At 66.9% G+C, this 22557-nt stretch carries 21 protein-coding genes and 1 pseudogene; 12 read left to right on the plus strand and 10 right to left on the minus strand.

From position 1 onward, the window contains the following. Positions 1–44: 44 nt before the first annotated feature. From ABD050_RS26070 to purM, 3 genes are all read right to left on the minus strand, one after another. The gene (locus ABD050_RS26070) at positions 45–299 is read right to left on the minus strand and encodes an MmcQ/YjbR family DNA-binding protein (RefSeq protein ID WP_343892479.1); all 255 of its coding nucleotides are present in this window, start codon (positions 297–299) and stop codon (positions 45–47) included. Then, positions 296–817: a phosphoribosylglycinamide formyltransferase gene (gene purN / locus ABD050_RS26075; protein WP_343892613.1), complete on the minus strand. Its 522-nt coding sequence runs from the start codon at positions 815–817 to the stop codon at positions 296–298. The genes ABD050_RS26070 and purN overlap by 4 nt, the downstream gene beginning before the upstream one ends. A gap of 162 nt (positions 818–979) precedes the next feature. Further along, entirely contained in the window at positions 980–2086 is a 1107-nt protein-coding gene (gene purM, locus ABD050_RS26080; protein ID WP_343892480.1) for a phosphoribosylformylglycinamidine cyclo-ligase, read from the minus strand. Positions 2087–2148: 62 nt separating this feature from the next. Here purM and ABD050_RS26085 point away from each other — a divergent pair, with 62 nt between their 5' ends. Genes ABD050_RS26085 through ABD050_RS26100 form a run of 4 tightly spaced genes read left to right on the plus strand, consistent with a single transcriptional unit; the run spans position 2149 to position 7714 of the window. Next, a complete protein-coding gene (locus ABD050_RS26085; RefSeq protein ID WP_343892481.1) occupies positions 2149–3417 on the plus strand; it encodes a heavy-metal-associated domain-containing protein in 1269 nt (422 codons plus the stop codon). After that, positions 3414–4049, plus strand: coding sequence for an HdaA/DnaA family protein (locus ABD050_RS26090; RefSeq protein WP_343892482.1), 636 nt, complete (start codon positions 3414–3416; stop codon positions 4047–4049). The genes ABD050_RS26085 and ABD050_RS26090 overlap by 4 nt, the downstream gene beginning before the upstream one ends. Continuing rightward, positions 4046–6211: an RNA degradosome polyphosphate kinase gene (locus tag ABD050_RS26095; RefSeq protein WP_343892483.1), complete on the plus strand. Its 2166-nt coding sequence runs from the start codon at positions 4046–4048 to the stop codon at positions 6209–6211. Before ABD050_RS26090 ends, ABD050_RS26095 begins: the two co-directional genes overlap by 4 nt. A 6-nt stretch (positions 6212–6217) precedes the next feature. Beyond that, a complete protein-coding gene (locus ABD050_RS26100; protein ID WP_343892484.1) occupies positions 6218–7714 on the plus strand; it encodes a Ppx/GppA phosphatase family protein in 1497 nt (498 codons plus the stop codon). A 7-nt stretch (positions 7715–7721) separates the two neighbouring features. On the opposite strand, the gene rnd is transcribed toward ABD050_RS26100, so the two are convergent. Further along, on the minus strand, positions 7722–8897 hold the full coding sequence (rnd, locus tag ABD050_RS26105; RefSeq protein ID WP_343892485.1) for a ribonuclease D: 1176 nt from the start codon (positions 8895–8897) through the stop codon (positions 7722–7724). 101 nt (positions 8898–8998) lie between these two features. Here rnd and aspS point away from each other — a divergent pair, with 101 nt between their 5' ends. Then, the gene (gene aspS, locus ABD050_RS26110) at positions 8999–10819 is read left to right on the plus strand and encodes an aspartate--tRNA ligase (protein ID WP_343892486.1); all 1821 of its coding nucleotides are present in this window, start codon (positions 8999–9001) and stop codon (positions 10817–10819) included. A 17-nt stretch (positions 10820–10836) separates the two neighbouring features. Here aspS and ABD050_RS26115 read toward each other — a convergent pair. After that, positions 10837–11031, minus strand: a pseudogene (locus tag ABD050_RS26115) (type II toxin-antitoxin system RelE/ParE family toxin); the annotation flags it as partial. 99 nt (positions 11032–11130) lie between these two features. Next, a complete protein-coding gene (locus ABD050_RS26120) occupies positions 11131–11376 on the minus strand; it encodes a type II toxin-antitoxin system ParD family antitoxin (protein ID WP_343892488.1) in 246 nt (81 codons plus the stop codon). 69 nt (positions 11377–11445) lie between these two features. Here ABD050_RS26120 and ABD050_RS26125 point away from each other — a divergent pair, with 69 nt between their 5' ends. Next, the gene (locus ABD050_RS26125) at positions 11446–12222 is read left to right on the plus strand and encodes a polyphosphate kinase 2 family protein (RefSeq protein ID WP_343892489.1); all 777 of its coding nucleotides are present in this window, start codon (positions 11446–11448) and stop codon (positions 12220–12222) included. Between the two features lie 18 nt (positions 12223–12240). Here the strand turns inward: ABD050_RS26125 and ABD050_RS26130 are convergent, their stop codons facing one another. Next, on the minus strand, positions 12241–12870 hold the full coding sequence (locus ABD050_RS26130) for a carbonic anhydrase (protein WP_343892490.1): 630 nt from the start codon (positions 12868–12870) through the stop codon (positions 12241–12243). A gap of 64 nt (positions 12871–12934) precedes the next feature. Between ABD050_RS26130 and lipA the strand changes: the two genes are divergently transcribed. Both lipA and ABD050_RS26140 read left to right on the plus strand, forming a co-directional pair. Further along, positions 12935–13876, plus strand: a complete 942-nt coding sequence (lipA, locus tag ABD050_RS26135) for a lipoyl synthase (RefSeq protein WP_343892491.1) — start codon at positions 12935–12937, stop codon at positions 13874–13876. 79 nt (positions 13877–13955) lie between these two features. Beyond that, on the plus strand, positions 13956–14426 hold the full coding sequence (locus tag ABD050_RS26140) for a type II toxin-antitoxin system RatA family toxin (protein ID WP_343892492.1): 471 nt from the start codon (positions 13956–13958) through the stop codon (positions 14424–14426). On the opposite strand, the gene ABD050_RS26145 is transcribed toward ABD050_RS26140, so the two are convergent. From ABD050_RS26145 to ABD050_RS26155, 3 genes are read right to left on the minus strand one after another with little or no spacing between them, the layout of a single operon-like run. Further along, the gene (locus ABD050_RS26145) at positions 14375–14887 is read right to left on the minus strand and encodes a CinA family protein (protein WP_343892493.1); all 513 of its coding nucleotides are present in this window, start codon (positions 14885–14887) and stop codon (positions 14375–14377) included. The two genes, ABD050_RS26140 and ABD050_RS26145, sit on opposite strands and share 52 nt — an antisense overlap. Positions 14888–14889: 2 nt before the next feature. Beyond that, entirely contained in the window at positions 14890–15471 is a 582-nt protein-coding gene (locus ABD050_RS26150) for a hypothetical protein (protein ID WP_343892494.1), read from the minus strand. Next, positions 15468–16622, minus strand: a complete 1155-nt coding sequence (locus ABD050_RS26155; RefSeq protein WP_343892495.1) for a bifunctional 2-C-methyl-D-erythritol 4-phosphate cytidylyltransferase/2-C-methyl-D-erythritol 2,4-cyclodiphosphate synthase — start codon at positions 16620–16622, stop codon at positions 15468–15470. Before ABD050_RS26155 ends, ABD050_RS26150 begins: the two co-directional genes overlap by 4 nt. 140 nt (positions 16623–16762) lie before the next feature. Between ABD050_RS26155 and dusB the strand changes: the two genes are divergently transcribed. The 4 genes from dusB to ABD050_RS26175 are packed head-to-tail and all read left to right on the plus strand — an operon-like array spanning position 16763 to position 22556. Then, on the plus strand, positions 16763–17764 hold the full coding sequence (gene dusB / locus ABD050_RS26160) for a tRNA dihydrouridine synthase DusB (protein WP_343892496.1): 1002 nt from the start codon (positions 16763–16765) through the stop codon (positions 17762–17764). A gap of 4 nt (positions 17765–17768) precedes the next feature. Further along, complete coding sequence (locus tag ABD050_RS26165) at positions 17769–18827, plus strand: two-component system sensor histidine kinase NtrB (protein ID WP_343892497.1); 1059 nt, start codon at positions 17769–17771, stop codon at positions 18825–18827. Continuing rightward, positions 18824–20275 carry a nitrogen regulation protein NR(I) gene (gene ntrC / locus ABD050_RS26170; RefSeq protein ID WP_343892498.1) on the plus strand — a complete coding sequence of 484 codons (1452 nt, stop codon included), beginning with the start codon at positions 18824–18826 and terminating at the stop codon, positions 20273–20275. Before ABD050_RS26165 ends, ntrC begins: the two co-directional genes overlap by 4 nt. 52 nt (positions 20276–20327) lie before the next feature. After that, on the plus strand, positions 20328–22556 hold the full coding sequence (locus ABD050_RS26175) for a sensor histidine kinase (protein WP_343892499.1): 2229 nt from the start codon (positions 20328–20330) through the stop codon (positions 22554–22556). Position 22557 lies beyond the last annotated feature (1 nt).

Genomic DNA, 22557 nt, shown 5'->3' on the forward strand with positions numbered 1-22557 from the left:
CCATCTTGAATCAATACCCAGCGCCCTTGGCAACCCTTCGCGAGTCATCCCCTCAGGGACTTGGTATAATAAAGGTCCGGGTCCATCTCGACGAGCATTGCCTGCTCCTCGCGCCCGCTGGTCTTGACCTGGACCGCGGTGCGGCCGTCGCCATGGTGGTTATGCGAGAAATAGGCGAAGACCTTGCCTTTCTCGATGAAGAAGGTCGGCGCGCCGTGCGAGATTTTCTCGGCCGCCTCGGGCAACGCCATGCACAGCGCGCGGACCTTGGCGAGGACTGAGTCGGGATCGGGGCTCATCGCGAGACGAAGTCTGCCAGAGCGCGTGCGTAAAGGCGATGCTCTTCGGCAAGCACGCGTTCGGCGAGGGTGTCGGGGGTGTCGCCGGGGAGGATCGGGACTTCGGCCTGGCCGAGCACTTCGCCGCCGTCGAGCTCCTCGGTGACGATATGGACCGAGCAGCCGGCGATGGTGTCGCCGGCGTCGATCGCGCGGGCGTGCGTGTCGAGACCCTTGTATTTCGGGAGGAGCGAGGGGTGGATGTTGATGATCCTGCCCCGCCAGCGGGCGACGAAATCGTCGGAGAGGAGCCGCATATAGCCGGCAAGGGCGATATATTCGGTGCCGGCGGCGCGGAGGGCTCCGTCGATCGCGGCTTCATATTCGGGCTTGGCGAGGCCCTTGGGGGAGAGGGCGAAGGTTTCGAGGTTGTGGTCGCGGGCCCATGCGAGGCCTGGGGCTTCGGGCTTGTCGGAGGCGACGAGGACGACTTCGAAGGGGCAGCCTGGATCGCGGGCGGCTCCCGCCAGCGCCATCATATTCGACCCACGGCCGGAAATGAGAATACCGACCTTGCGCCTCACTGCTCCCCTCCCGCTTGCGGGAGGGGCTGGGGGAGGGCGTGTCCGATAAGGGAAGGCTGGTGCAATGACAGGCCCTCCCCTAACCCCTCCCGCAGGCGGGAGGGGGATTTGGTCGCGTCACGCCTCAAAGCTGGCGCTCCACGCCGCCCGCGCACTCCAGGCCTCATCGCTCCCGAACACGGTACACCCCCGCACCCCGGCCTCGATAACCCCAACCCGGAACACCGTCTCACCCGCCGCCTCGAGCGCAGCCGTCACCCCATCAACCTCGCCCGCGGCGACCACGGCCACCATGCCAATCCCGCAATTGAAGGTCCGCGCCATCTCGCCCGGCTCGATCTGCCCCTGCGCCTGCAGGAACGCCATCAGCCGCGATTGCGGCCAGGCATCGGCATCGATGCGCGCATGAACCCCCTCGGGCAGCACGCGCGGCACATTCTCGAGCAGCCCGCCGCCGGTGATATGCGCCAGTCCCTTGAGTCGCTTCTCCGCCAGCAGGGGCAGCAGGCTCTTCACGTAAATCCGCGTCGGCGCCATCAGCGCGTCGATCAGCAGAACGTCCTGATCGAACAGGGCGGGCCGGTCGAGCTTCCAGCCCTTGTCGGCGGCGAGCCGGCGAACCAGCGAGAAGCCGTTGGAATGGACCCCTGAAGACGCCAGCCCGATCATGACGTCGCCCGGTGCAATGGTCGCACCCGTGAGCACCCGGTCGCGCTCGACCGCGCCGACGCAAAAGCCGGCAAGATCATAGTCGCCCTCGGCGTACATGCCGGGCATCTCGGCCGTCTCGCCGCCGATCAGCGCACAGCCCGCCTGGAGACAGCCCTGGGCAATCGAGGCGACGACCCGCTCGGCCACGGGGGGATCGAGCTTTGCGCTCGCATAATAATCGAGGAAGAACAGGGGTTCGGCGCCCTGGACGATCAGATCGTTGACGCACATCGCGACGAGGTCGATGCCGACCCCGTCATGCCGGTCATGATCGATCGCAAGCTTGAGCTTGGTGCCGACGCCGTCATTCGCCGCGACCAGCAAGGGATCGCTGAAGCCGGCCGCCTTCAGATCGAAGAAGCCGCCGAATCCGCCGAGATCGGCATCGGCGCCCGGGCGCCGCGTCGCTTTCGCCAGCGGCGCGATCGCGCGGACCAGCGCGTTTCCGGCGGCGATCGAGACGCCTGCCTGGGCATAGGTGTAGGGCGCTGTGTCCCGTTCGGTATCGGTCATCTGGGCCCCCTATCGATATCCCGCTTGGATTTCCACGCCTGCTTCGCCAAAAGGGCGCCGACATGCCCATCCGCCGCCCAATCTCCCGTCACGCCATCCGCCTAACGCTCGCCCTGGCGCTGGTCGTGACCGGCGGCGTCGTGCTCGCGCAGGACGACCAGATCACCAATCAGGGCCTCACCTCGGCCGACGGCTCGGGCAGCTACGAGGTCGGCGGCATCCAGGTGGACGTGACCGCCAAGACAGCCGAGCTGGCGCGCGAAGGCGGCTGGCGGATCGCGCAGCGCAAGGGCTGGTCGATGCTGTCGCAGCGCTTGACCGGCAGCGGCGGCACGCTTTCGGACAGCGCGCTCGATTCGATGGTCTCGGGAATCGTCGTCGAGGACGAGCAGATCGGCCCGAATCGTTATATCGCCCGGCTCGGCGTGCTGTTCAGCCGCGCCAAGGCCGGGGCGATGCTCGGTGTCGCCAGCGAGACGCAGCGCTCGGGCCCGATGCTGACCATTCCGCTGCAATATTCGGGCGGCACCGGCCAGGTGTTCGAACAGCAGACTGACTGGGATCAGGCCTGGGGGCGTTTCCGCACCGGCAACAGCGCCATCGATTATGTCCGCCCCTCGGGCACCGGGCCCGATTCGTTGCTGCTCAATGCCGGGCAGACCGGGCGGCCGATGCGCGGCTGGTGGCGGACGATCCTCGATCAATATGGGGCGAGCGACATCCTCGTGCCGGTCGTGCATCTCTACCGGCAATGGCCCGGCGGGCCGATCATCGGCGCGTTCGAGGCGCGGCATGGGCCCGACAACCGGATCATCACGCGCTTCACCCTGAGGGTCGGCAACAGCGACGGCCTGGGCGTGCTGCTCGATGCCGGCGTCAAGCGGATCGACGACGCCTATCAGGCGTCGCTGCGCAACGGTGCGCTGAAAGCCGACCCGAGCCTCTCCTGGCGGCCGCCATCGGCGGCGGTGACGGCGCCGGTCGTCGAGGAGGAAACCCCGGCCGATACCGGCGATACCGCGGCGGCGGCGGGCGGCACCGCGATCAACCTCCAGGTCGATACTCCGGGCGCTGCCTCGGTCGCGGCGACTGAAGCGGCGCTGCGCGGCGTGCCCGGCGTGCGCTCGGCGATCACCACCAGCCTCGCGCTCGGCGGCGTGTCGGTGGTGCGGGTATCGTTCGACGGCGATCCCGCGGCGCTGCGCCCGCTGCTCGAATCGCGCGGCTGGACGGTGATCGGCAGCGGCACGACCTTGCGTATCCGCCGTGCGGGGGCACCAACACAGGGCGGTGCAGCAGCGCCGCCCGCGGACAACGCGACCAGCGGATGAGCCAGATCGCGCTGCCATTTGATTGGCCGCCCGATCCGCGCGACGATGAATTCCTCGTCAGCGAGTCGAATGCCCGCGCCGTGCAGCAGCTCGAACGCTGGAGCACCTGGCCGGTGATGGCGGTGGTGCTCACCGGCCCGCGCAAATCGGGCCGCAGCCTGCTTGCGCGGATCTTTGCGGCGAAGAGCGGCGGGGAGATCATCGACGATGCCGAGCGGCAGAACGAGACGGCGATCTTCCACGCCTGGAACCGCGCCCAGGCCGAGCACCGGCCGCTGGTGATCGTGGCCGACGCGGCGCCGCCCGAATGGTCGGTCAAGCTGCCCGATCTCCGCTCGCGGCTCACCGCCAGCCCGGTCGCGCGGCTCGGCCCGCCCGACGAGACGCTGATGCGCGCGCTGTTCGAGCGCCAGTTCCTGCGCCGCGGGCTCGATGCCCGGCCCGACCTGATCGAATGGCTGCTGCTGAGGGTCGAGCGCAGCCATATCGCGATCCTCCGCACCGTCGATATCCTCGACCAGGCAGTGCTCGCCCGCCACAAACGCTTGTCGATTCCGCTCGCACGGGCCACATTGCAGGAAGCCGGGGTGATTGCCGGCCGCGCCCCCGAACTGCCGATAGAGGCCCCATGACCCGTCCAGCCCATATCGTGCGCCTCGATGACGATGACGACCCCATCTTCTCGGGCGAGGGGAGCGATCGCTATTTCAACCGCGAGCTTTCCTGGCTGGCCTTCAACCGGCGCGTGCTCGAAGAGGCCTGCAACAGCGCGCATCCGCTGCTCGAGCGGGTCCGGTTCCTGTCCATCTCGGGCTCGAACCTCGACGAATTCTTCATGGTCCGCGTCGCCGGGCTGAAGGGGCAGCAGCTCCAGGACGTCGATCGCCTCTCGGCTGACGGCATGACGCCAGGCCAGCAGCTCGCCGCAACGATCGCGGAAGCCGACGCGCTGATGGCGAGCCAGCAGGAAGTGTGGCGCGAGCTGCGCGCCGAGCTCGCCGATGCGGGTATCGCCATGCTCCACAGCAATTCGATCGAGGGCGAAGCGGCCGAGTGGCTGGAAACGCATTTCCGCGAGCAGATTTTCCCGATCCTGACCCCGCAGGCGCTCGACCCGGCGCATCCTTTCCCGTTCATTCCCAACAAGGGGCTGAGCGTGATCTTCGACCTCGTCCGGATGTCGGATCGGGAGCGGATCCGCGAGCTGGTCATGTTGCCGGCATCAATGCCGCGCTTCGTCCGGCTGCCCGGCGACATTGCGCGCTATGTGACGATCCAGACCATCCTCAAGCGCTTCGCGCCCTTGCTGTTCCCGGGCTATACGGTGAACGGCGCCGCCAATTTCCGGGTGCTGCGCGACAGCGACATCGAGATCGAGGAAGAGGCCGAGGATCTGGTCCGCTATTTCGCCAACGCGATCAAGCGCCGGCGGCGCGGGCGCGTGATCAGGCTCGAGATCGAGACCGGGATGAGCGACGAGCTGGAGGCGCAGCTCAAGGAAGAGCTGGCCGGCACTGACGCCATCATCACCGAGAGCGCCGGGTTCCTGGGCATTGGCGACCTCGAATCGCTGGTCGACGAGGACCGGCCGGATCTCAAATTCCCGCCCTTCAGCCCGCGCTTTCCCGAGCGGATCCGCGAATTCGGCGGCGATTGCTTCGCGGCGATCCGCGCCAAGGACATCGTCGTCCACCACCCCTACGAGACCTTCGACGTGGTGCTCGCCTTTCTGCGCCAGGCGGCCGAAGATCCCGATGTCGTCGCGATCAAGCAGACGCTCTACCGCGCCGGCAAGCAGCCGGCCGTCATCAACGCGCTGATCGCCGCGGCCGAGGCGGGCAAGTCGGTGACGGCGGTGGTCGAGCTGAAGGCGCGGTTCGACGAGGAACAGAATCTGCTCTGGGCCTCGGCGCTGGAACGGGCCGGCGTCCAGGTCGTCTATGGCTTCATGGAGTGGAAGACCCACGCCAAGGTATCGATGGTGGTCCGCCGCGAGGCCGGGCAGTTCCGCACCTATTGCCATTTCGGGACCGGCAATTACCATCCCGTGACCGCCAAAATATATACTGATCTCAGCTTCTTCACAGCCGATCCTCGCATCGGGCGCGATGCCGCGCAGATGTTCAACTACGTCACCGGCTATGTCGAGCCGACCGAGATGACGCTGGTCAGCCTGTCGCCGCGCGACCTCAGGCCAAGGCTGATGCGGCTGATCGATGCCGAGATCGCCTTTGCGAGAGCCGGCAAGCCGGCAGCGATCTGGGCGAAGATGAACTCAGTGGTCGACCCGGCCGTGATCGAGAAGCTGTACGAGGCGAGCAATGCCGGGGTGAAGATCGATCTCGTCATCCGCGGCATCTGCTGCCTGAAGCCCGGCATTGTCGGCATGTCGGCGAATATCCGGGTGAAATCGGTGATCGGCCGCTTCCTCGAGCACAGCCGGATCTGGGCGTTCGGCAACGGCAAGGCCTTGCCCAATGACGGCGCCCAGCTGTTTATCTCCTCGGCCGACTGGATGCCGCGCAATTTCGATCGCCGGGTCGAATATATGCTGCCGATCGAGAATCCGACGGTGCATGACCAGATCCTCGACCAGGTGATGGTCGCGAACCTGATCGACAACGAGCAGAGCTGGGAATTGCAGTCGGACGGCAGCTATATCCGAACCAAGCCCGGCGATACGCCGTTCAACCTGCACCGCTATTTCATGACCAACCCGTCGCTTTCCGGACGCGGGGCTGCGCTGGCGACGACTGAATCAGTGCCGAAGCTCTCGCTCAGGCGCAGGCGCTAGAGCGCCGTGGCGACATTGCTCTTCCGCAAACCGAAACCCGATGTGGTGGCTGAGCCGCGCACGGCGATCATCGATATCGGCTCCAACTCGATCCGCCTCGTCGTCTATCAGGGGCCCGAGCGGCTGCCGGCGGTGCTGTTCAACGAGAAGGTGATGGCCGGGCTCGGCCGTGGCCTCGCCGAAACCGGGATGATCGCCGAGAGCGCGCTCGAGGTGGCGTCGGAGGCGCTGGCCCGCTTCGCCGCGGTCGCGAGCGAGATGGAGGTGACCCGGCTGCGCACCGTCGCCACCGCCGCGGTGCGCGAAGCATCGAACGGGCATGTCCTGCTCGAGACGGCGCGGGGGCTCGGGCTCCACGTCGAATTGCTGTCGGGCGAGCAGGAGGCGACCGCGGCCGGACAAGGCGTGCTCTCTGCCATCCCCGATGCCGACGGGATTGTCGGCGATCTCGGCGGGGGCAGCCTCGAGCTGGTCCGCGTCTCGGGCGGCAAGGTGCGCGAGCGGGTGTCGTTCCCGTTCGGCGTGCTCCGGATCGGCGCGATCAGGGCGAAGGGGCAGGGCGTGCTCGAACGCCAGGTCTTCAAGGCGCTGAAGGAAGCGGGCTGGGTCGGCAAGGGCAATGGCCTGCCGCTGTACCTGGTCGGGGGCTCGTGGCGCGCGCTGGCGCGGCTCGACATGTATCTCAACAGCTATCCGCTGCCGGTCATCCACCAATATTCGATGGCGCCGGCCGCGATCGCCCGCATGGGCCGCACGATCAGCCATGTGCCGAAGAGCTGGTTGCGGGCGATCCCCGGGCTCTCGACCGGACGTGTATCGACCCTGGGCGATGCCGCCGCGTTGCTGGCCACCTTGCTCAAGCATCTGCAGGCCGAAGCGACGATCGTCTCTGCCTTCGGCTTGCGCGAAGGCCTGCTTTACGGCCTGCTCGACGAGACGCTGCGTGCCGAGGACCCGCTGATCGTCGCCGCGCGCGACGAGGGGCAGCGGCACGGCCGCTTCGCTGAGCATGGCGACCTGCTCGATCGCTGGATCGCGCCGCTCTTCACCCAGGATTCGCCCGGCCAGGCGCGGCTGAGGCTGATGGCGTGCCTGCTCGCCGATGTCGGCTGGCGCGCGAACCCCGAATTCCGCGCCGAACGCGGCGTCGAGATTGCGCTTCACGGCAATTGGGTGGCGATCGACGCGCGGGGCCGGGCGGTGGTGGCGCAGGCGCTGTTCACCAGCCTTGGCGGAGGGACGATGATCCCCGCGCCGCTCGATACGCTGGCGTCAGCTGCGGATCTGAAGCGGGCGGTGAGCTGGGGGCTGGCAATGCGGCTTGGGCAAAGGCTGGGCGGCGGGCTGGCGGGGCCATTGCAACGCTCGCATCTGAGCGATGACGGCGAGGTGGTGACGCTCAACGTCACGCCCGACGATCTCGCACTCTATGGCGATGCGGTTGAGCGACGTCATGCCGCGCTGGCGGCTGCGCTGGGGCGCGAGCCGATCGTTACGGCGTAGCCGACCGTCAGGCTACATCCTCGGTCCGCGTCATCTTGAGCTTGCCGTTCACGACCGCAAAGGCGAGCCGGCCCTCGACCAGATCGAGCGCATCGCGGCCGAATTGCTCGAAGCGCCAGCCGGTGAGGATCGACAGGCCCTCGCGCTGCCCGGCAGCCAGCGCTTCGAGATCCTCGCTCCGCGCGAGCAGGCGTGACGCCACGTCGATTTCCTTGGAGCGGATCTTGAGCAGCAGCTTGAGCAGGTCGGCGACCAGCGCGCCGTCCTTGCCGAGGCCCGGCTTGCGATCGTCGCGCGCCGGCATCTCCTCTGCGCTCATCGGCGTGGCGGCCTCAAGCGCCGCCATCAGCCGCGCGCCGATGTCGTTGCCCGCCCAGGTGGCTGACAGGCCGCGTACCTTGGCGAGATCGGCCTGTTTGCGCGGCGCGTGGCCGGCAAGGTCGGCGAGCGTCTCGTCCTTGACGATCCGGCCGCGCGGCAGGTCCTTGTTCTGCGCCTCGAGCTCGCGCCACCGCGCCAGCGCCTTCAAACGACCGAGCACCTCGGGCTTGCGGCCGGCGATGCGGACGCGCTTCCAGGCTTCCTCGGGATCATTGGCGTAGTTTTTCGGATCGCCGAGCCGCTCCATCTCCTGGTCGAGCCAGGCGCCGCGCCCGGTCTTGCGGAGGCGTTCGAGCATCTTGGGGAAGATCTTCGCGAGATGGGTGACGTCACCGATCGCATATTCGATCTGGCGCGCGTCGAGCGGGCGGCGGCTCCAGTCAGTGAAGCGCGCGCCCTTGTCGACGGTGATGCCGAGATAGGCGTCGACCAGGTTCGAATAGCCGATCTGCTCGCCCTGGCCGAGCGCCATCGCTGCGACCTGGGTGTCGAACAGCGGGTGCGGCGTCTTGCCGGTGAGGTTGTAGACGATCTCGAGGTCCTGGCCGCCGGCGTGGAAGACCTTCAGCACGTCCTCATTGTTGACCATCAGCTCGAGCAGGGGCGTCATGTCGAGGCCGGGCGCCATCGGGTCGATCGCGGCCGCCTCGTTCACATCGGCGATCTGGATGAGGCACAGTTCGGGCCAGAAAGTGTTCTCGCGCATGAACTCGGTATCGACGCAGACGAAATCGGCCGAGCTCAATCGGGTGCAGAGATTGGCGAGGGTGGCGCTGTCGGAGATAAGGGGATGGATATGCATAACGACGCCATAGCGGCGGGAGTGCGCCTTGACAAAGGCGCGTATGGCGGGGAAGCGCGGCGCTTCGCATAACTGCTGACCATTTGAACGAAGAGACGATCATGCACGCCTATCGCACCCATCATTGCGCCGAGCTTCGCCCAGAGCATGTCGGGCAGGAAGTCCGCGTGTCGGGCTGGGTCCACAAGAAGCGCGATCATGGCGATCTCGTCTTCGTCGATCTGCGCGACCATTATGGCATCACCCAGATCGTGACCGATGTCAGCGGTCCGGTCTTCAAGGTGATCGAGAGCCTGAAGAACGAGTCGGTGGTGACGATCACCGGCACGGTGACGGCGCGGGCGCCCGAGGCAGTGAACCCGAACCTGCCGACCGGCGGGATCGAGATCCGCGCTACCGAGGCAGTGATCCAGAGCCATGCCCAGGAGCTGCCGATGCCGGTGGCGGGCGATGCCGAATATCCCGAGGATATCCGCCTGCGCTACCGCTTCCTCGATCTGCGGCGCGAGCGGCTCCATGCCAATATCATGCTGCGCTCCAAGGTCATCACCTCGCTGCGCCAGCGGATGAACGGGCAGGGCTTCACTGAGTTTCAGACCCCGATCCTGACGGCGTCGAGCCCCGAAGGCGCGCGCGACTATCTCGTGCCGAGCCGGGTGCATCCGGGGAAATTCTACGCGCTTCCCCAGGCGCCGCAGATGTTCAAGCAGCTGCTGATGGTCGCCGGTTTCGACCGCTATTTCCAGATCGCGCCCTGCTTCCGCGACGAGGATGCCCGCGCCGACCGCTCGCCCGGTGAGTTCTACCAGCTCGATTTCGAGATGAGCTTCGTGACGCAAGACGATGTTTTTGCTGCGATCGAGCCCGTCCTGCACGGCGTGTTCGAGGAATTCGCCGATTGGCAGGGCAAGGGCCGTACCGTCTCGGCGCTGCCGTTCAAGCGGATCCCGTACCGCGAATCGATGCTCAAATATGGCAGCGACAAGCCCGACCTGCGCAACCCGATCCTGATCTCGGATGTGTCGGATCACTTCCGGGGCTCCGGTTTCGGCCGCTTCGCCTCCATCGTCGAGGGCGGCGACGTCGTCCGCGCGATTCCGGCGCCGGGCACCGCCGAGAAGAGCCGCAAATTCTTCGACGACATGAACAGCTGGGCGCAGGGCGAGGGTTTTGCCGGTCTCGGCTATGCGACGCGTAAAGGTGGCGTGTTCGGCGGACCGATCGCCAACAATCATGGCGAGGAGGGCATGGCGAAGATCGCCGAAGCACTCGGCCTCGGCCCTGATGACGGCGTCTTCTTCGCCGCGGGCAAGGAGGCGCAGGCAGCCAAGCTCGCCGGCCTCGCCCGCACCCGCGTCGCCGAGCAGCTCGATCTGATCGACCAGAAGCGCTTCGAATTCTGCTGGATCGTCGACTTCCCGATGTTCGAATATGACGAGGACGCCAAGAAGGTCGATTTCAGCCACAACCCCTTCTCGATGCCGCAGGGCGAGATGGAGGCGCTGGAGACCAGGGATCCGCTCGATATCCTCGCTTATCAGTACGACATCGTCTGCAACGGCGTCGAGCTGTCGTCGGGCGCGATCCGGAACCACAAGCCCGAGATCATGTACAAGGCGTTCGAGATCGCGGGCTATACCCAGGCCGATGTCGACACCAACTTCGCCGGCATGATCAATGCCTTCAAATGCGGCGCCCCGCCGCATGGCGGCTCGGCGCCGGGCATCGACCGGATCGTCATGCTGCTCGCCGACCAGCCGAACATCCGCGAGGTGATCGTCTTCCCGATGACGCAGAAGGCCGAGGACCTGATGATGGGGGCGCCGAGCTTCGTCTCGGCCAAGCAGCTGCGCGAGCTGAACATCAGGACGGTGGAGCAGGCGGTGGTGAAGCCGGCGATCGAGGCCGTGCGGCCGGAATAGGCCCCGCACGTTTCGGATCAGTCGAACTCCGCCATCCAATCTTCGCGGGCATGCCTGACCCTTATGATAAGGACCCCGTCCGGATCGGTTCTGTAGACAATCAGATGCGACTTGTAGGGGTAAGCGCGAACCGGGATCGCGAGTTCAGTCCTCAGGCGCGCCGAACGCGGATAATCGGCAAGGAAGCGGAAGGCCGACTCGAGCCCGTCATGATATTTTCGGCTTGTGCAGGGCCGAACATATCAAGGCTCTGGAGATAGACGGTAACGACGTCATCCGCCGCAGCACGGGTCAGCCGATAAGGGGCCACCTTATCGGTTCAGCTCCGCTTGCCGCAACGCGCGGGTCCGAATGTCCTCCATCGTTTCGTCGCTGATGCCGCTTGCCAGCCCTTCCTCGACAAGGCGCTGCATATTCGCGATCTTGTCGCTGCGCTCCTGCTCGCGCCGGACCAGATCGCGCACATAGTCGCTGACGTTGCTGTACCGTCCGCTCTGAGCCCGCTCCTCGATCCACCGCTTCATCGGATCCGGCAGGGAGATATTCATCGTCGCCATGGCATGCGCTCCTTGCTATGCCTTCTCGCAGGTTTTGGCAAAGTTTGTCAAACAATGGCGAGAGTGCGTATGACCATCAACCTCTCCGACTACGAAGCCGGCACCAAATATGACGGCGATTACGAGAAGGACCTGGCGAAGCTCCAGAAGCGGCTGGCGCATGTCCAGGTCGCGCATATCGTCCACAAGCGCCGCGCGCTGATCCTGTTCGAAGGCTGGGATGCGGCGGGGAAGGGGGGCATCATCCAGCGACTCACCTCGGAATGGGACCCGCGCAACTTCCAGGTCTGGCCGATCAGGGCGCCGTCGGCGGTCGAGCTCGGCCATCATTTCCTGTGGCGTTTCTGGCAGAAGCTGCCGGGCGACGGCAATATCGCCGTGTTCGATCGCAGCTGGTACGGCCGTGTGCTGGTCGAACGGGTCGAAGGCTTCGCGACCGAGGCCGAATGGCGCCGCGGCTATGACGAGATCAACGAATTCGAGGCGCAGCAGAACGATTCGGGCACGACGATCGTCAAGCTGTTCGTCCATGTCACCCAGGCGGAGCAGGACGAGCGGCTGAAGGGCCGGCTCGAACATGCCTGGAAGCGCTGGAAGACGGGCGCCGAGGATTATCGCAACCGCGCGAAGCGCAAGGAATATCTCGACGCAATGGCCGAGATGTTCAGGCGCACCAATATGCGCTGGGCGCCCTGGCACCCGATCGACGGCAATAACAAGAAGGCGGCGCGGATCGCGGCGCTCACCGTGATCGCCGAGCGGCTCGAGGCAAGCGTGCCGATGGACGCGCCGCCGATCGACCCGGCGCTCGAGAAGATCGCGCGCAAGGCGCTGGGGATCAGCTGAGCGCTGTCGTCGTCGGGTTCAGGCGGGCGCGAAGGCTCCGTTGTCATCCATCACATGCAGCACGCCGTCGGCGATCGCGAAATAGGCGCCGCGCAGTCGCAGCGTTCCCGCCGCTTCGCGTTCAGGAATGCACGGAAAGGTCCGCAGGTTGCGGAGGCTGACCCGCACGGTTTCGAGCTCGAGCTCGCGCACCGCCTGTGCACCGGTGCCATATTGGGCGACGATCCGGTCGCGGGCTTCGTCGAGCATGTCGACCCAGTGATCGATGAACCCGCCGGCGCCCGGCGCGCGGCCAGCGAAGCGTTGCGACAGCGCTGCCTCGACGCCGCCGCAGGAGCCGTGGCCCATCACCACGATTTCGGCCACCTCGATCTGGGTCACCGCGAATTCGAGCGCGGCCGAGACGCCGTGCCGGCCGCCGCCCAGCTCGAACGGCGGCACCAGGTTGGCGATATTGCGCACGACGAAGATCTCGCCGGGCGAGGTATCGAAGATCTGCGCCGGATCGACCCGGCTGTCCGAGCAGGCGATCACCATCACGCTCGGATTCTGTCCCTGGCGAAGCTCGGCCCATCGCCCGCGCTGGCGGGTCCAGTCGGTTGCACGAAAGCGCTGATAGCCGCCGAGGAGATCTGTAAAGCCTGTCATGGCGCTTCTTTGCCGCCACCGGCTGGGGGTGGCAAGGCCGTGCGACAGTCGCTATCTGGCGCCCATGAACGAGACCGCACCGATCGCCCGCCCTGCCAACGCTCCCGAGGCGCGCCAGCGCAAGCCGGACTGGATCAGGGTGAAGGCGCCGACCAGCGCCGGATTCGCCGAAACCAGGGCGATGATGCGCCGCCTCAACCTCAACACGGTGTGCGAAGAGGCCGCCTGCCCGAATATCGGCGAGTGCTGGACCAAGAAGCATGCGACGGTGATGATCCTGGGCGACACCTGCACCCGCGCCTGCGCCTTCTGCAATGTGAAGACCGGCATGCCGCGCGCGGTCGATCCGCTCGAGCCGCAGCACACCGCCGATGCCGCCGCCGAGCTCGGCCTCGAGCATATCGTCATCACCTCGGTCGATCGCGACGACCTGCCCGATGGCGGCGCCTCGCAATTCGTCAAGGTAATCCAGGCGCTTCGCCGTACCACGCCGAAGACGACGATCGAGATTCTCACGCCCGATTTCAGGAACAAGGCGCAGGCGGCGGTCGAGTCGATCGTCGAGGCCCGGCCCGACGTCTACAACCATAATCTGGAGACGGTGCCGCGGCTCTATCCGACGATCCGCCCCGGCGCGCGCTATTATGCCTCGCTGCGGCTGCTCGAATCGGTCAAGCGGCACGATCCGTCGATCTTCACCAAGTCGGGCGTGATGGTCGGGCTCGGCGAGGAGCGGCTCGAAGTCCATCAGGTGATGGACGACATGCGCTCGGCCGATATCGATTTCCTGACCATGGGCCAATATCTCCAGCCGACGCCGCGCCATGCCAAGGTGCTCGACTTCGTCACGCCCCAGGCATTCGACGCCTATGCGGCGATCGCGCGGGCCAAGGGCTTCCTGCTCGTCGCCGCCTCGCCCCTGACGCGCTCCAGCTATCACGCCGGCGATGATTTCGAGAAGATGCGCGCGGCGCGCGAAGCGAAGCTGGCGGGAGCCGCACGCTGATCGCCAAGCTGAATCGTACCCCCGCGAAGACGGGGTGCCAGACTAGGCTCCCGCCTTCGCGGGAGCGCAGGGGCTAGACATGCCCCGCCACTCCGAAACGCGCCGGCTGCCCTATACGAGCGAGCAGATGTTCGATCTCGTCGCCGACGTGGCACGCTATGCCGAATTTCTGCCCTGGGTCACCGCGATCCGGGTCCGCTCGAACAGCGAGACCGAGATGGTCGCCGACATGATCGTCGGCTTCAAGGGATTGCGCGAGACCTTCACCTCGAAGGTGGAGAAGGCGCGGCCCGAGCATATCCATGTCGATTATCTCGACGGCCCGCTCAAATATCTGCGCAACGACTGGACCTTCCGGCCTGACGGCACCGGCTGCCTGGTCGATTTCAGTGTCGATTTCGCGTTCAAGAACCGGGTGTTCGAGATGCTCGCCGGGCAGGTGTTCGGGGCCGCGCTGCGCCGGATGATCGGCGCCTTCGAGGAGCGCGCCGCGGTGCTTTACGTGACGCCCGGCGGCAACAGCAGTTCGAGCGCGCAAAGCGCGGCCTGAAGGCGGATGCCGCCGCGGCCGAGATCGCCGAAATCCTTGCGGTCAGCGACGACGTTGCCCGGGTCGCCGCCCTTTTCGGCGCGGGCGAACACGACCGTTCCGACCGGCTTTTTCTCGGTCCCTCCGGCCGGGCCGGCAACCCCGGTGATCGCCACCGCGACATCGGCGCCGCTCAGCTCGAGCGCGCCCTGCGCCATGGCCCAGGCGGTCGCGATCGACACGGCGCCGAAGGTTTCGAGCACGTCGGGACTGACTCGCAGCATGTCGAGCTTGGCGTCGTTGGAATAGGTGACGAAGCCGGATTCGAAAATCTCGGACGATCCCGGAATTTCAGTGAGCGCCGCGGCGACGAGACCCCCGGTGCAGCTTTCGGCGACGCTGATGCGCCGTCCCACTGCAAGATTCTCCTCGATCACGCGCCGCGCGGCGGCGACCAGCTCGGGCGGGAGAATCGTGTCCATGGTCAAGGCTTGACCATCGGGCAGATCGGCAAATTGTCGGGCTTGCCCTTGGCCGTCTTGCTGGCGCTGTCCAGTTCGAGGATCGTCACGATGATCTCGGCAAGGTTGGCGGGCGGCAGGGGCGCCAGCTGAGTCATCATGTGATCGATCGCCGCGCAGTCGCCCGGCTTGATCGACTTGGCGACCGCCGGGGCGATCATCGCGAACAGCATCGGCCGTATCTGGTCGGAGTCGAGCATGGCCGCCACCAGCTTGTGCGTTTCGGGCGCGGCGCCGCCTTTGTCGGTGGCGGCGATGATCTTGTTGATGCCCGCTTTCGCCATTGGCCAGGCGCGCTCCGCTTCTGCCTGAAATCCGCCGATATAGGGGCCCGTCGTCTGTCGAATCAGCGCCGTCTGCGGAAGGACCTGCGCGCAGGCGGTGCCGGCCGCCTTGATCAGTTCGGGCGCGGCGACGATCACCAGGCTCGATGCTTCGGCATGAGTCACGCAGGGCGCCGCGGCGACCTCGGCCGCCTGTGCGCTCGTGGCGGCGATGCCCATCCAAAGGGCGATCGCGCCATGCAGTCCGATTCGTTTCTTCATGTGATGTCCCCCGCTATCCTGATGGTTGCGATGGCCTGGGCGGCGATTCCTTCGCCGCGACCGGCAAAGCCCAATCGCTCGGTCGTCGTCGCCTTCACGCTAATCTGGCCGGGCGCGAGCCGCAACAGGCCGGCGATCCGGTCGCGCATCGCGGCACGATAGGGGCCGACCTTGGGCGCCTCGCAGATCAGGGTCAGGTCGATGAAATCGATGATCCCGCCGCGCGCCGCGATCAGCGCGGCAGCGTGCTGGAGGAACTGCGCTGAATCGGCGCCGCGCCATTGCGGATCGCTCGGCGGGAAATGGGTGCCGATATCGCCCTCGGCGATCGTGCCGAGCAGGGCGTCAGTGATGGCATGGAGCGCGACGTCGGCGTCGCTGTGCCCGGAAAGCCCCTTGTCGTGCGGGATCAGCACGCCGCCGAGCCAGAGCTCCTCGCCTTCGACCAGCCGGTGGACGTCGAAGCCGGTCGCGCTGCGCACCCGCATGCCGGCCGCGTGGCGCGCCTCGGCCGCGGCGAAATCGGCCGGCCAGGTGATTTTCTCGAGCATCATGTCCCCCTCGACCAGCTGCACGCTGCCCCCCGCCTTGCGCGCCATCTGCGCGTCGTCGGTCGGTTCGTCGCCCTGCCAGCCACGATGCGCGTCAAATATGACGTCAAAGCGAAACGCCTGGGGCGTCTGGATGCGGTGAAGCCCGTCGCGCGGCACCACGTCGCCGAGCGTCCCGTCGCCGCGCGCCAGCGTGTCGGCGACGGGGAGGGCGGGGACGGCGCCGTCATGGGTGTCGAGCGCGCTCAGCAGCCGGTCGATCACGGCGCTGCCCAGAAAGGGGCGGGCCGCGTCATGGATCAGCACCCGCGCGGGGCTGGTGCCGGCCAGTGCCTCGAGCCCGGCGCGCACCGAGAGGCGCCGCGTGGCGCCGCCTCTTACCCGTTCGACGTCGCCCAGTGCCGCGGTCAGCGCGTCGTCCTGGCCGTCGCCGATCGCGACGATCACGCGCCCGATCGCCGGGTGGCGCTCGAGGGCGGCGAAGCTGTGCGCGATCATCGGCTTGCCGGCGAGCGGCGCGAATTGCTTGGGCAGAGTCCCGCCGGTGCGCACGCCCTGGCCGGCGGCGACGATCAAAGCTGCGGTGGCCCCTTGCGTCATCGCGCCCGCCTAGCGGAAGGATGGGAGGACCGCCAGTGCGGCGAATGGGGGCTCTTCAGTCTCCTCTCCTTTGGAAGAGGAAGGGTGAAGTCTTGCCGCTCCACTCATCCTCGCCTATAGGCTGCCCGTTTTTCAGGCACATGACCCAGACACTCGCCCCCATCCAGATCGGACCCGTCCGGATCGAGCGCCCCGTGATTCTCGCGCCGATGACGGGCGTCACCGACATGCCGTTCAGGACGATCGTGCGGCGCTACGGATCGGGGCTCAACGTCACCGAGATGGTCGCGAGCCAGGCGGCGATCCGCGAGACGCGCCAGTCGCTGCAAAAGGCAGCCTGGCATCCGGTCGAGGAGCCGGTCTCGATGCAGCTCGTCGGCTGCACGCCTTATGAAATGGGCGAGGCGGCCAAGCTCAGCGAGGATCGCGGGGCTGCAATCATTGACATCAACATGGGCTGCCCGGTCCGCAAGGTGACGAGCGGCGATGCGGGCTCGGCGCTGATGCGCGATCTCGACATGGCGGGCGCGATCATCAAGGCGATCGTCGCCGCGGTCAGCGTGCCGGTGACGCTCAAGATGCGGATGGGCTGGGATCATTCGAGCCTCAACGCACCCGATCTGGCCAGGATCGCGCAGGATCTCGGCGTGAAGATGGTCGCGGTGCACGGCCGCACCCGCAACCAGATGTACCGCGACACCGCCGACTGGGCGTTCATCCGCCGGGTCAAGGACGCGGTGTCGATCCCGGTGATCGCGAACGGCGATATCTGCTCGATCGAGGATGCCGAGGCAGCGCTCGCTCAATCCGGCGCCGACGGCGTGATGATCGGGCGCGGCGCTTATGGGCGGCCCTGGCTGCTCGGCCAGGTGATGGAGTGGTTCGCCACCGGCCGGCGGGTCGAGGATCCGAGCCTTGACGAACAATATTGCCTGATCGCAGAGCATTATGATGCGATGCTCAGCCATTATGGCAATGAAGTCGGCGTCAACATGGCGCGCAAGCATATCGGCTGGTACACCAAGGGGCTGCACGGCTCGGCCGAATTCCGCAACCGGGTGAACCAGATCCCGGACGCGAAGACGGTGCAGGCGATGCTCGCTGAATTCTACGCGCCCTGGCGCAGCCGCGCGGCGGCCTGACGTCATGGCGGAACGGGCGGGGCCGAGCTTCGCCACCCTGTTTGCGTCGCTCCCCGTCGCGGTGATGGTGATCGATCCGCGCGACCGCATCGTCTTCGCCAATGCCGAATGCGAGACATTGCTCAACCTTTCCGAACGGGCGATGCGCGGCCAGCCGCTGGCAAGCGTGATCACCCCGCCCAGCGAGCCGAGCCGGCGCGACAATCAGGGCTTCTCAGCCTTCGATGCCGAGATCGAGATCGTGCGGGGCGGCCGGGTGATGGTCGATTATATCGAGGCGCGGGTGCCCGATCATGACGGATGGCGCTCGATCACGCTCCATACCGGCGCCACTTCGCGGCGGATGGGGCATTCAGTCGATCGCGCCTCTGCGGCGCGCGCGGCGATCGGCGCGGCGGCGATGCTGGCGCATGAGATCAAGAACCCGCTGTCGGGCATTCGCGGCGCTGCCCAGCTGCTCGCCGGCGACGGCAATGAGGAGCTGACCACGCTGATCACCACCGAGGTCGACCGGATTGCCGCACTGATCGACCGGATGCAGGATTTCACCGATACAAGGCCCCTGAGCCTGACGCCGGAGAATATCTATCCGCTGCTCGGTCATGCCCGCCGCGTCGCGCTCGCCGGCTTCGCGCGGCACGTGACGATCGAGGAGCGCTTCGATCCCTCGCTGCCGCCGGTTCTGACGGATCGCGACGCGATCCTCCAGGTGGTGCTCAACCTGATCAAGAACGCGACCGAGGCGATGCGCGACCAGGCCGATGCCCGCATCACGCTCGCCACTGCCTATCGCCACGGCATGGCGGTGAGCCCCGCGCCGGGCCGGCCGCGCCAGCCACTGCCGATCGAGATCTGCGTGATCGACAACGGCCCCGGCGCGCCCGGCGACATCGCCGACCATCTGTTCGATCCGTTCGTGTCGGGCAAGCCGGAGGGGCAGGGGCTCGGCCTCGCGCTGGTCGACAAGCTGGTGCGCGACATGGGCGGTATCGTGCAATATGCCCGCGAGGGCTCGCCGCCCCAGTCGGTGTTCCGTATCCTGTTGCCCAGAGGCTCCACATGAAGAATCAGGGCTCGATCCTCGTCGTCGATGACGATTCGGCGATCCGCACCGTCGTCGCCCAGGCGCTGCGCCGCGAGGGCCACCGCGTGACGACGGCGTCGACGCTCGCCGAGCTCGACGTGCAGCTCGCCGCCAGCATGCCGGACGTGCTGATCACTGACGTCGTCCTGCCCGACGGCAATGGCCTGGACCGGGTCGAGCGGCTCGTCGCCGAGCATCCGCGGCTGCCGGTGATCGTCTTTTCGGCGCGCAACACGCTGACCACCGCGGTCCGCGCGACCGAGGTCGGCGCCTTCGACTATCTGCCCAAGCCCTTCGATCTCGATGTGCTGACCCGGGCCGTGCAGGGCGCGCTTGCCCGCAACCAGGGCCTGCCCGAGGAAGCGGCCGACGAGATTGACTCCACCCTGCCGCTGATCGGCCGCTCGCCGGCGATGCAGGATGTCTACCGGATTATCGCCCGGGTCGTCTCGAACGACCTGACCGTGCTGATCTCGGGCGAATCGGGCACCGGCAAGGAGCTGGTCGCGCGCGCCATCCATGATCTCGGGCCAAGGCGGCGCTCGCCCTTCGTCGCGCTCAACATGGCGGCGATCCCGCGCGAGCTCATCGAGGCCGAATTGTTCGGCCATGAGCGCGGCGCCTTTACCGGCGCGCAGGCGCGATCGGCCGGGCGCTTCGAACAGGCGGAGGGCGGCACCCTGTTTCTCGACGAGATCGGCGACATGCCGATGGAGGCGCAGACCAGGCTGCTCCGCGTGCTCCAGTCGGGCGAATTCACCACCGTGGGCGGCGCGCGGACGATCCGCGCTAATGTCCGCATCGTCGCGGCGACCAATCGCGACCTGGCCCAGCTGGTCGCGACCGGGCAGTTTCGCGAGGATCTCTTCTACCGGCTGAACGTGGTGCCGGTCAGCCTGCCGGCGCTGCGCGCGCGGCGCCAGGACATCGCCCTGCTCGCGCGCCATTTCCTCGATCGCGCCGCCGAGGGCGGGCTGCCGCGCAAGCAGCTCGACTCAGCCGCGATCGTTGCGCTCGAAAATTACGACTGGCCGGGCAATGTCCGCGAGCTCGAGAATATCATGCGCCGCATGGCGGTGCTGAGCCGCGACGAGCGGATCGGTGCGGACGAAGTGCGGGCGATGCTCGGCGCCGCCACGGCCGCCGATATCCTGCCCGGCGATCCGGGCATCGAGGCAGCGGTGCGGGCACGACTCGAGCGGCTCGCGCGCGAGGAACCGGCGGCGCTCGACGACGGGACTCTCTACGATCGGATCATCGGCGAGGTCGAGCGGCCGCTGATCGAGGCGCTGCTCGCCCGCCACGGCCAGAACCAGCTGCGCGCTGCCCGGGCGCTTGGAATCAACCGCAACACGCTGCGGAAACGGCTCGATACGCTCGGCATCGATCCCGATGCGGGGCGCCCGGGTGGGGCCGATTCGGGCTAGGCTGTCACATTGTGTGTTTTCCTTGCCACAATCGCGTTGTATTGAAGACACGATGACAGCCCAAGTGGCACCCATGTCGAGCCCTTCGTTGCCCACCTCGCGCTTCGCAGTGACGCCCTTTATCGAGGTGCTGGTGCTGGCCGGGGCGATCGCGATCGCGGTGGCGAGCTATTTCGTCATTTCGAGCGGCCAGAACTCGCCGACATTGCTGAGCCCGCCGCTCGTCGCGCTGCTGCTGGTCGCCAATCTCCTGCCGGGGGTCGCGCTGCTCGTGCTGCTCGGCCGACGGATCGCGATGCGCCGCGCGGCGCGCTCGCCGATCGGCGGCAGGGGGCGGCTTCACGTCCGGCTGGTCGCGCTGTTCTCGGTGATCGCTGCGGTGCCGACCCTGCTCGTCGTGATCTTCGCCTCGCTGCTGTTCCAGTCGAGCGTCGCGTTCTGGTTCTCCGACAAGGCGCGCGGCATGCTCGAAAACGCGACCGCGCTCGCCCAGGAGAATTACAACGCAGAGCTTGGCCGCGTCGCCAACGAAACGAGCACCATGGCCGGCGACATCGCAGACGATCTCAAGGTCGACACGATGGAGAGCCCGCGCTTCCAGCAATATTTCGGCTATCAGGTCTATCGCCGCAATCTCTCCGAGGCAGTGATCGTGCAGGTCGGGGCGAAAGGACAGATCCAGTCGCTTGCGCTGGTAAACCCCTATGACCGCCCGCTTGGCCGGGTCGTCAATGCACAGATGATCGACGAGATCGATCGCGGCGTGCCCAGCGTCATCCTGCAGAGCAAGGATCGTGCAGCGGCGGTCGTGAAGCTCGCTTATGGCGAGCATACCTATCTTTATTCGGCGCGGGTCTTCGACCCGCAGCTCGCCAACCAGATGAAGCGCGGCGAGACGATCCTGAGCGACTATCGGACGCTGCAGACCCGCTCGCGCTCGCTCCAGCTCAAGTTCAACGCGGCCTTGCTGGGCATTTCGCTGCTGATCGTGGCGATCGCCGTGTGGATCGCGCTTGCCGTTGCCGATCGGCTGGTGCGGCCGGTGGGCGAGCTGGTCGCCGCCGCGCACCGCGTCGCGACCGGCGATCTCACCGCGCGCGTGCCCGAGCCGAAGACCGATGACGAGGTCGGCACGCTCGGCACTGCCTTCAACCAGATGACCCGGCGCCTGCAGGAACAGACCGGGGCGCTGGAAAGCCGGCGGGCGCTGATCGAGGCAGTGATGTCGGGGGTCAGCGCCGGGGTGATTTCGATCGCCGCCGACGGCACGATCAGGCTGATCAACCGCTCGGCCGCGATGCTGCTCCACACCCGCGACGAGAATCTGGTCGGGCGGCCGCTGGCCGAGATTTCGCCCGAGCTCGGCGCGCTGATCGGCGGCGAGACGCGCGAAGCGATCGTCGAGGTCGAGGTCGACGGCGATGCGCGGACGCTCGCGGTCAAGATTGCGCGCGCCGATGCCAATGCCGATGGCGGCCCGATCCTCACCTTCGACGATATCACCGGCCAGCTGCTCGACCAGCGCCGGGCCGCCTGGGCGGACGTCGCGCGGCGGATCGCGCACGAGATCAAGAACCCGCTGACCCCGATCCAGCTCGCCGCCGAGCGGCTCCAGCGCCGCTATGCCAAGCAGATTGTCAATGACGACGGCACCTTCACCCGGCTGACCGAGACGATCGTCCGCCAGGTCGGCGATCTCAGGCGGATGGTCGATGAATTCTCGTCCTTCGCGCGCATGCCCAAGCCGGTGTTCCGCGAGGAATCCCTGGTCGATATCGCGCGCCAGGCAGTGTTCCTCCACGAAGTCGCGCACCCGGCGATCCGCTTCGGCCTGGTTCATGACGATCCCGGGCCGAGCCTGGTGTGCGACCGCCGGCAGATCGGCCAGGCGCTGACCAATATCGTCAAGAATGCGGTCGAGGCGATCGACGCCAGGGGCGAAGGCGCCGAAGGCGCGGTGACGATGACGCTTGCCGAGCAGGGCAACCGGGTGATCGTCAGTGTCACCGACAATGGCGTCGGCCTGCCGGCCCAGCGCGACCGGCTGGTCGAGCCTTATGTCACCACCCGCGCGCGGGGCACCGGGCTGGGGCTCGCGATCGTCAAGAAGATCGTCGAGGAGCACTGCGGGACGATCAGCTTCGCCGACGGCGAGGGTGGCGGCACCAGGGTGACGATGAGCTTCGACACCGACGCGCTGGGGGCGATCGACTGCGGCAACCAGGATCTTGCTGAAGGGGATGATCGCCGCACCCCTGAACTCACACGGAATCGGACCTGAC

Source organism: Sphingomonas oligophenolica (assembly GCF_039522915.1).
Lineage (GTDB): Bacteria > Pseudomonadota > Alphaproteobacteria > Sphingomonadales > Sphingomonadaceae > Sphingomonas > Sphingomonas oligophenolica.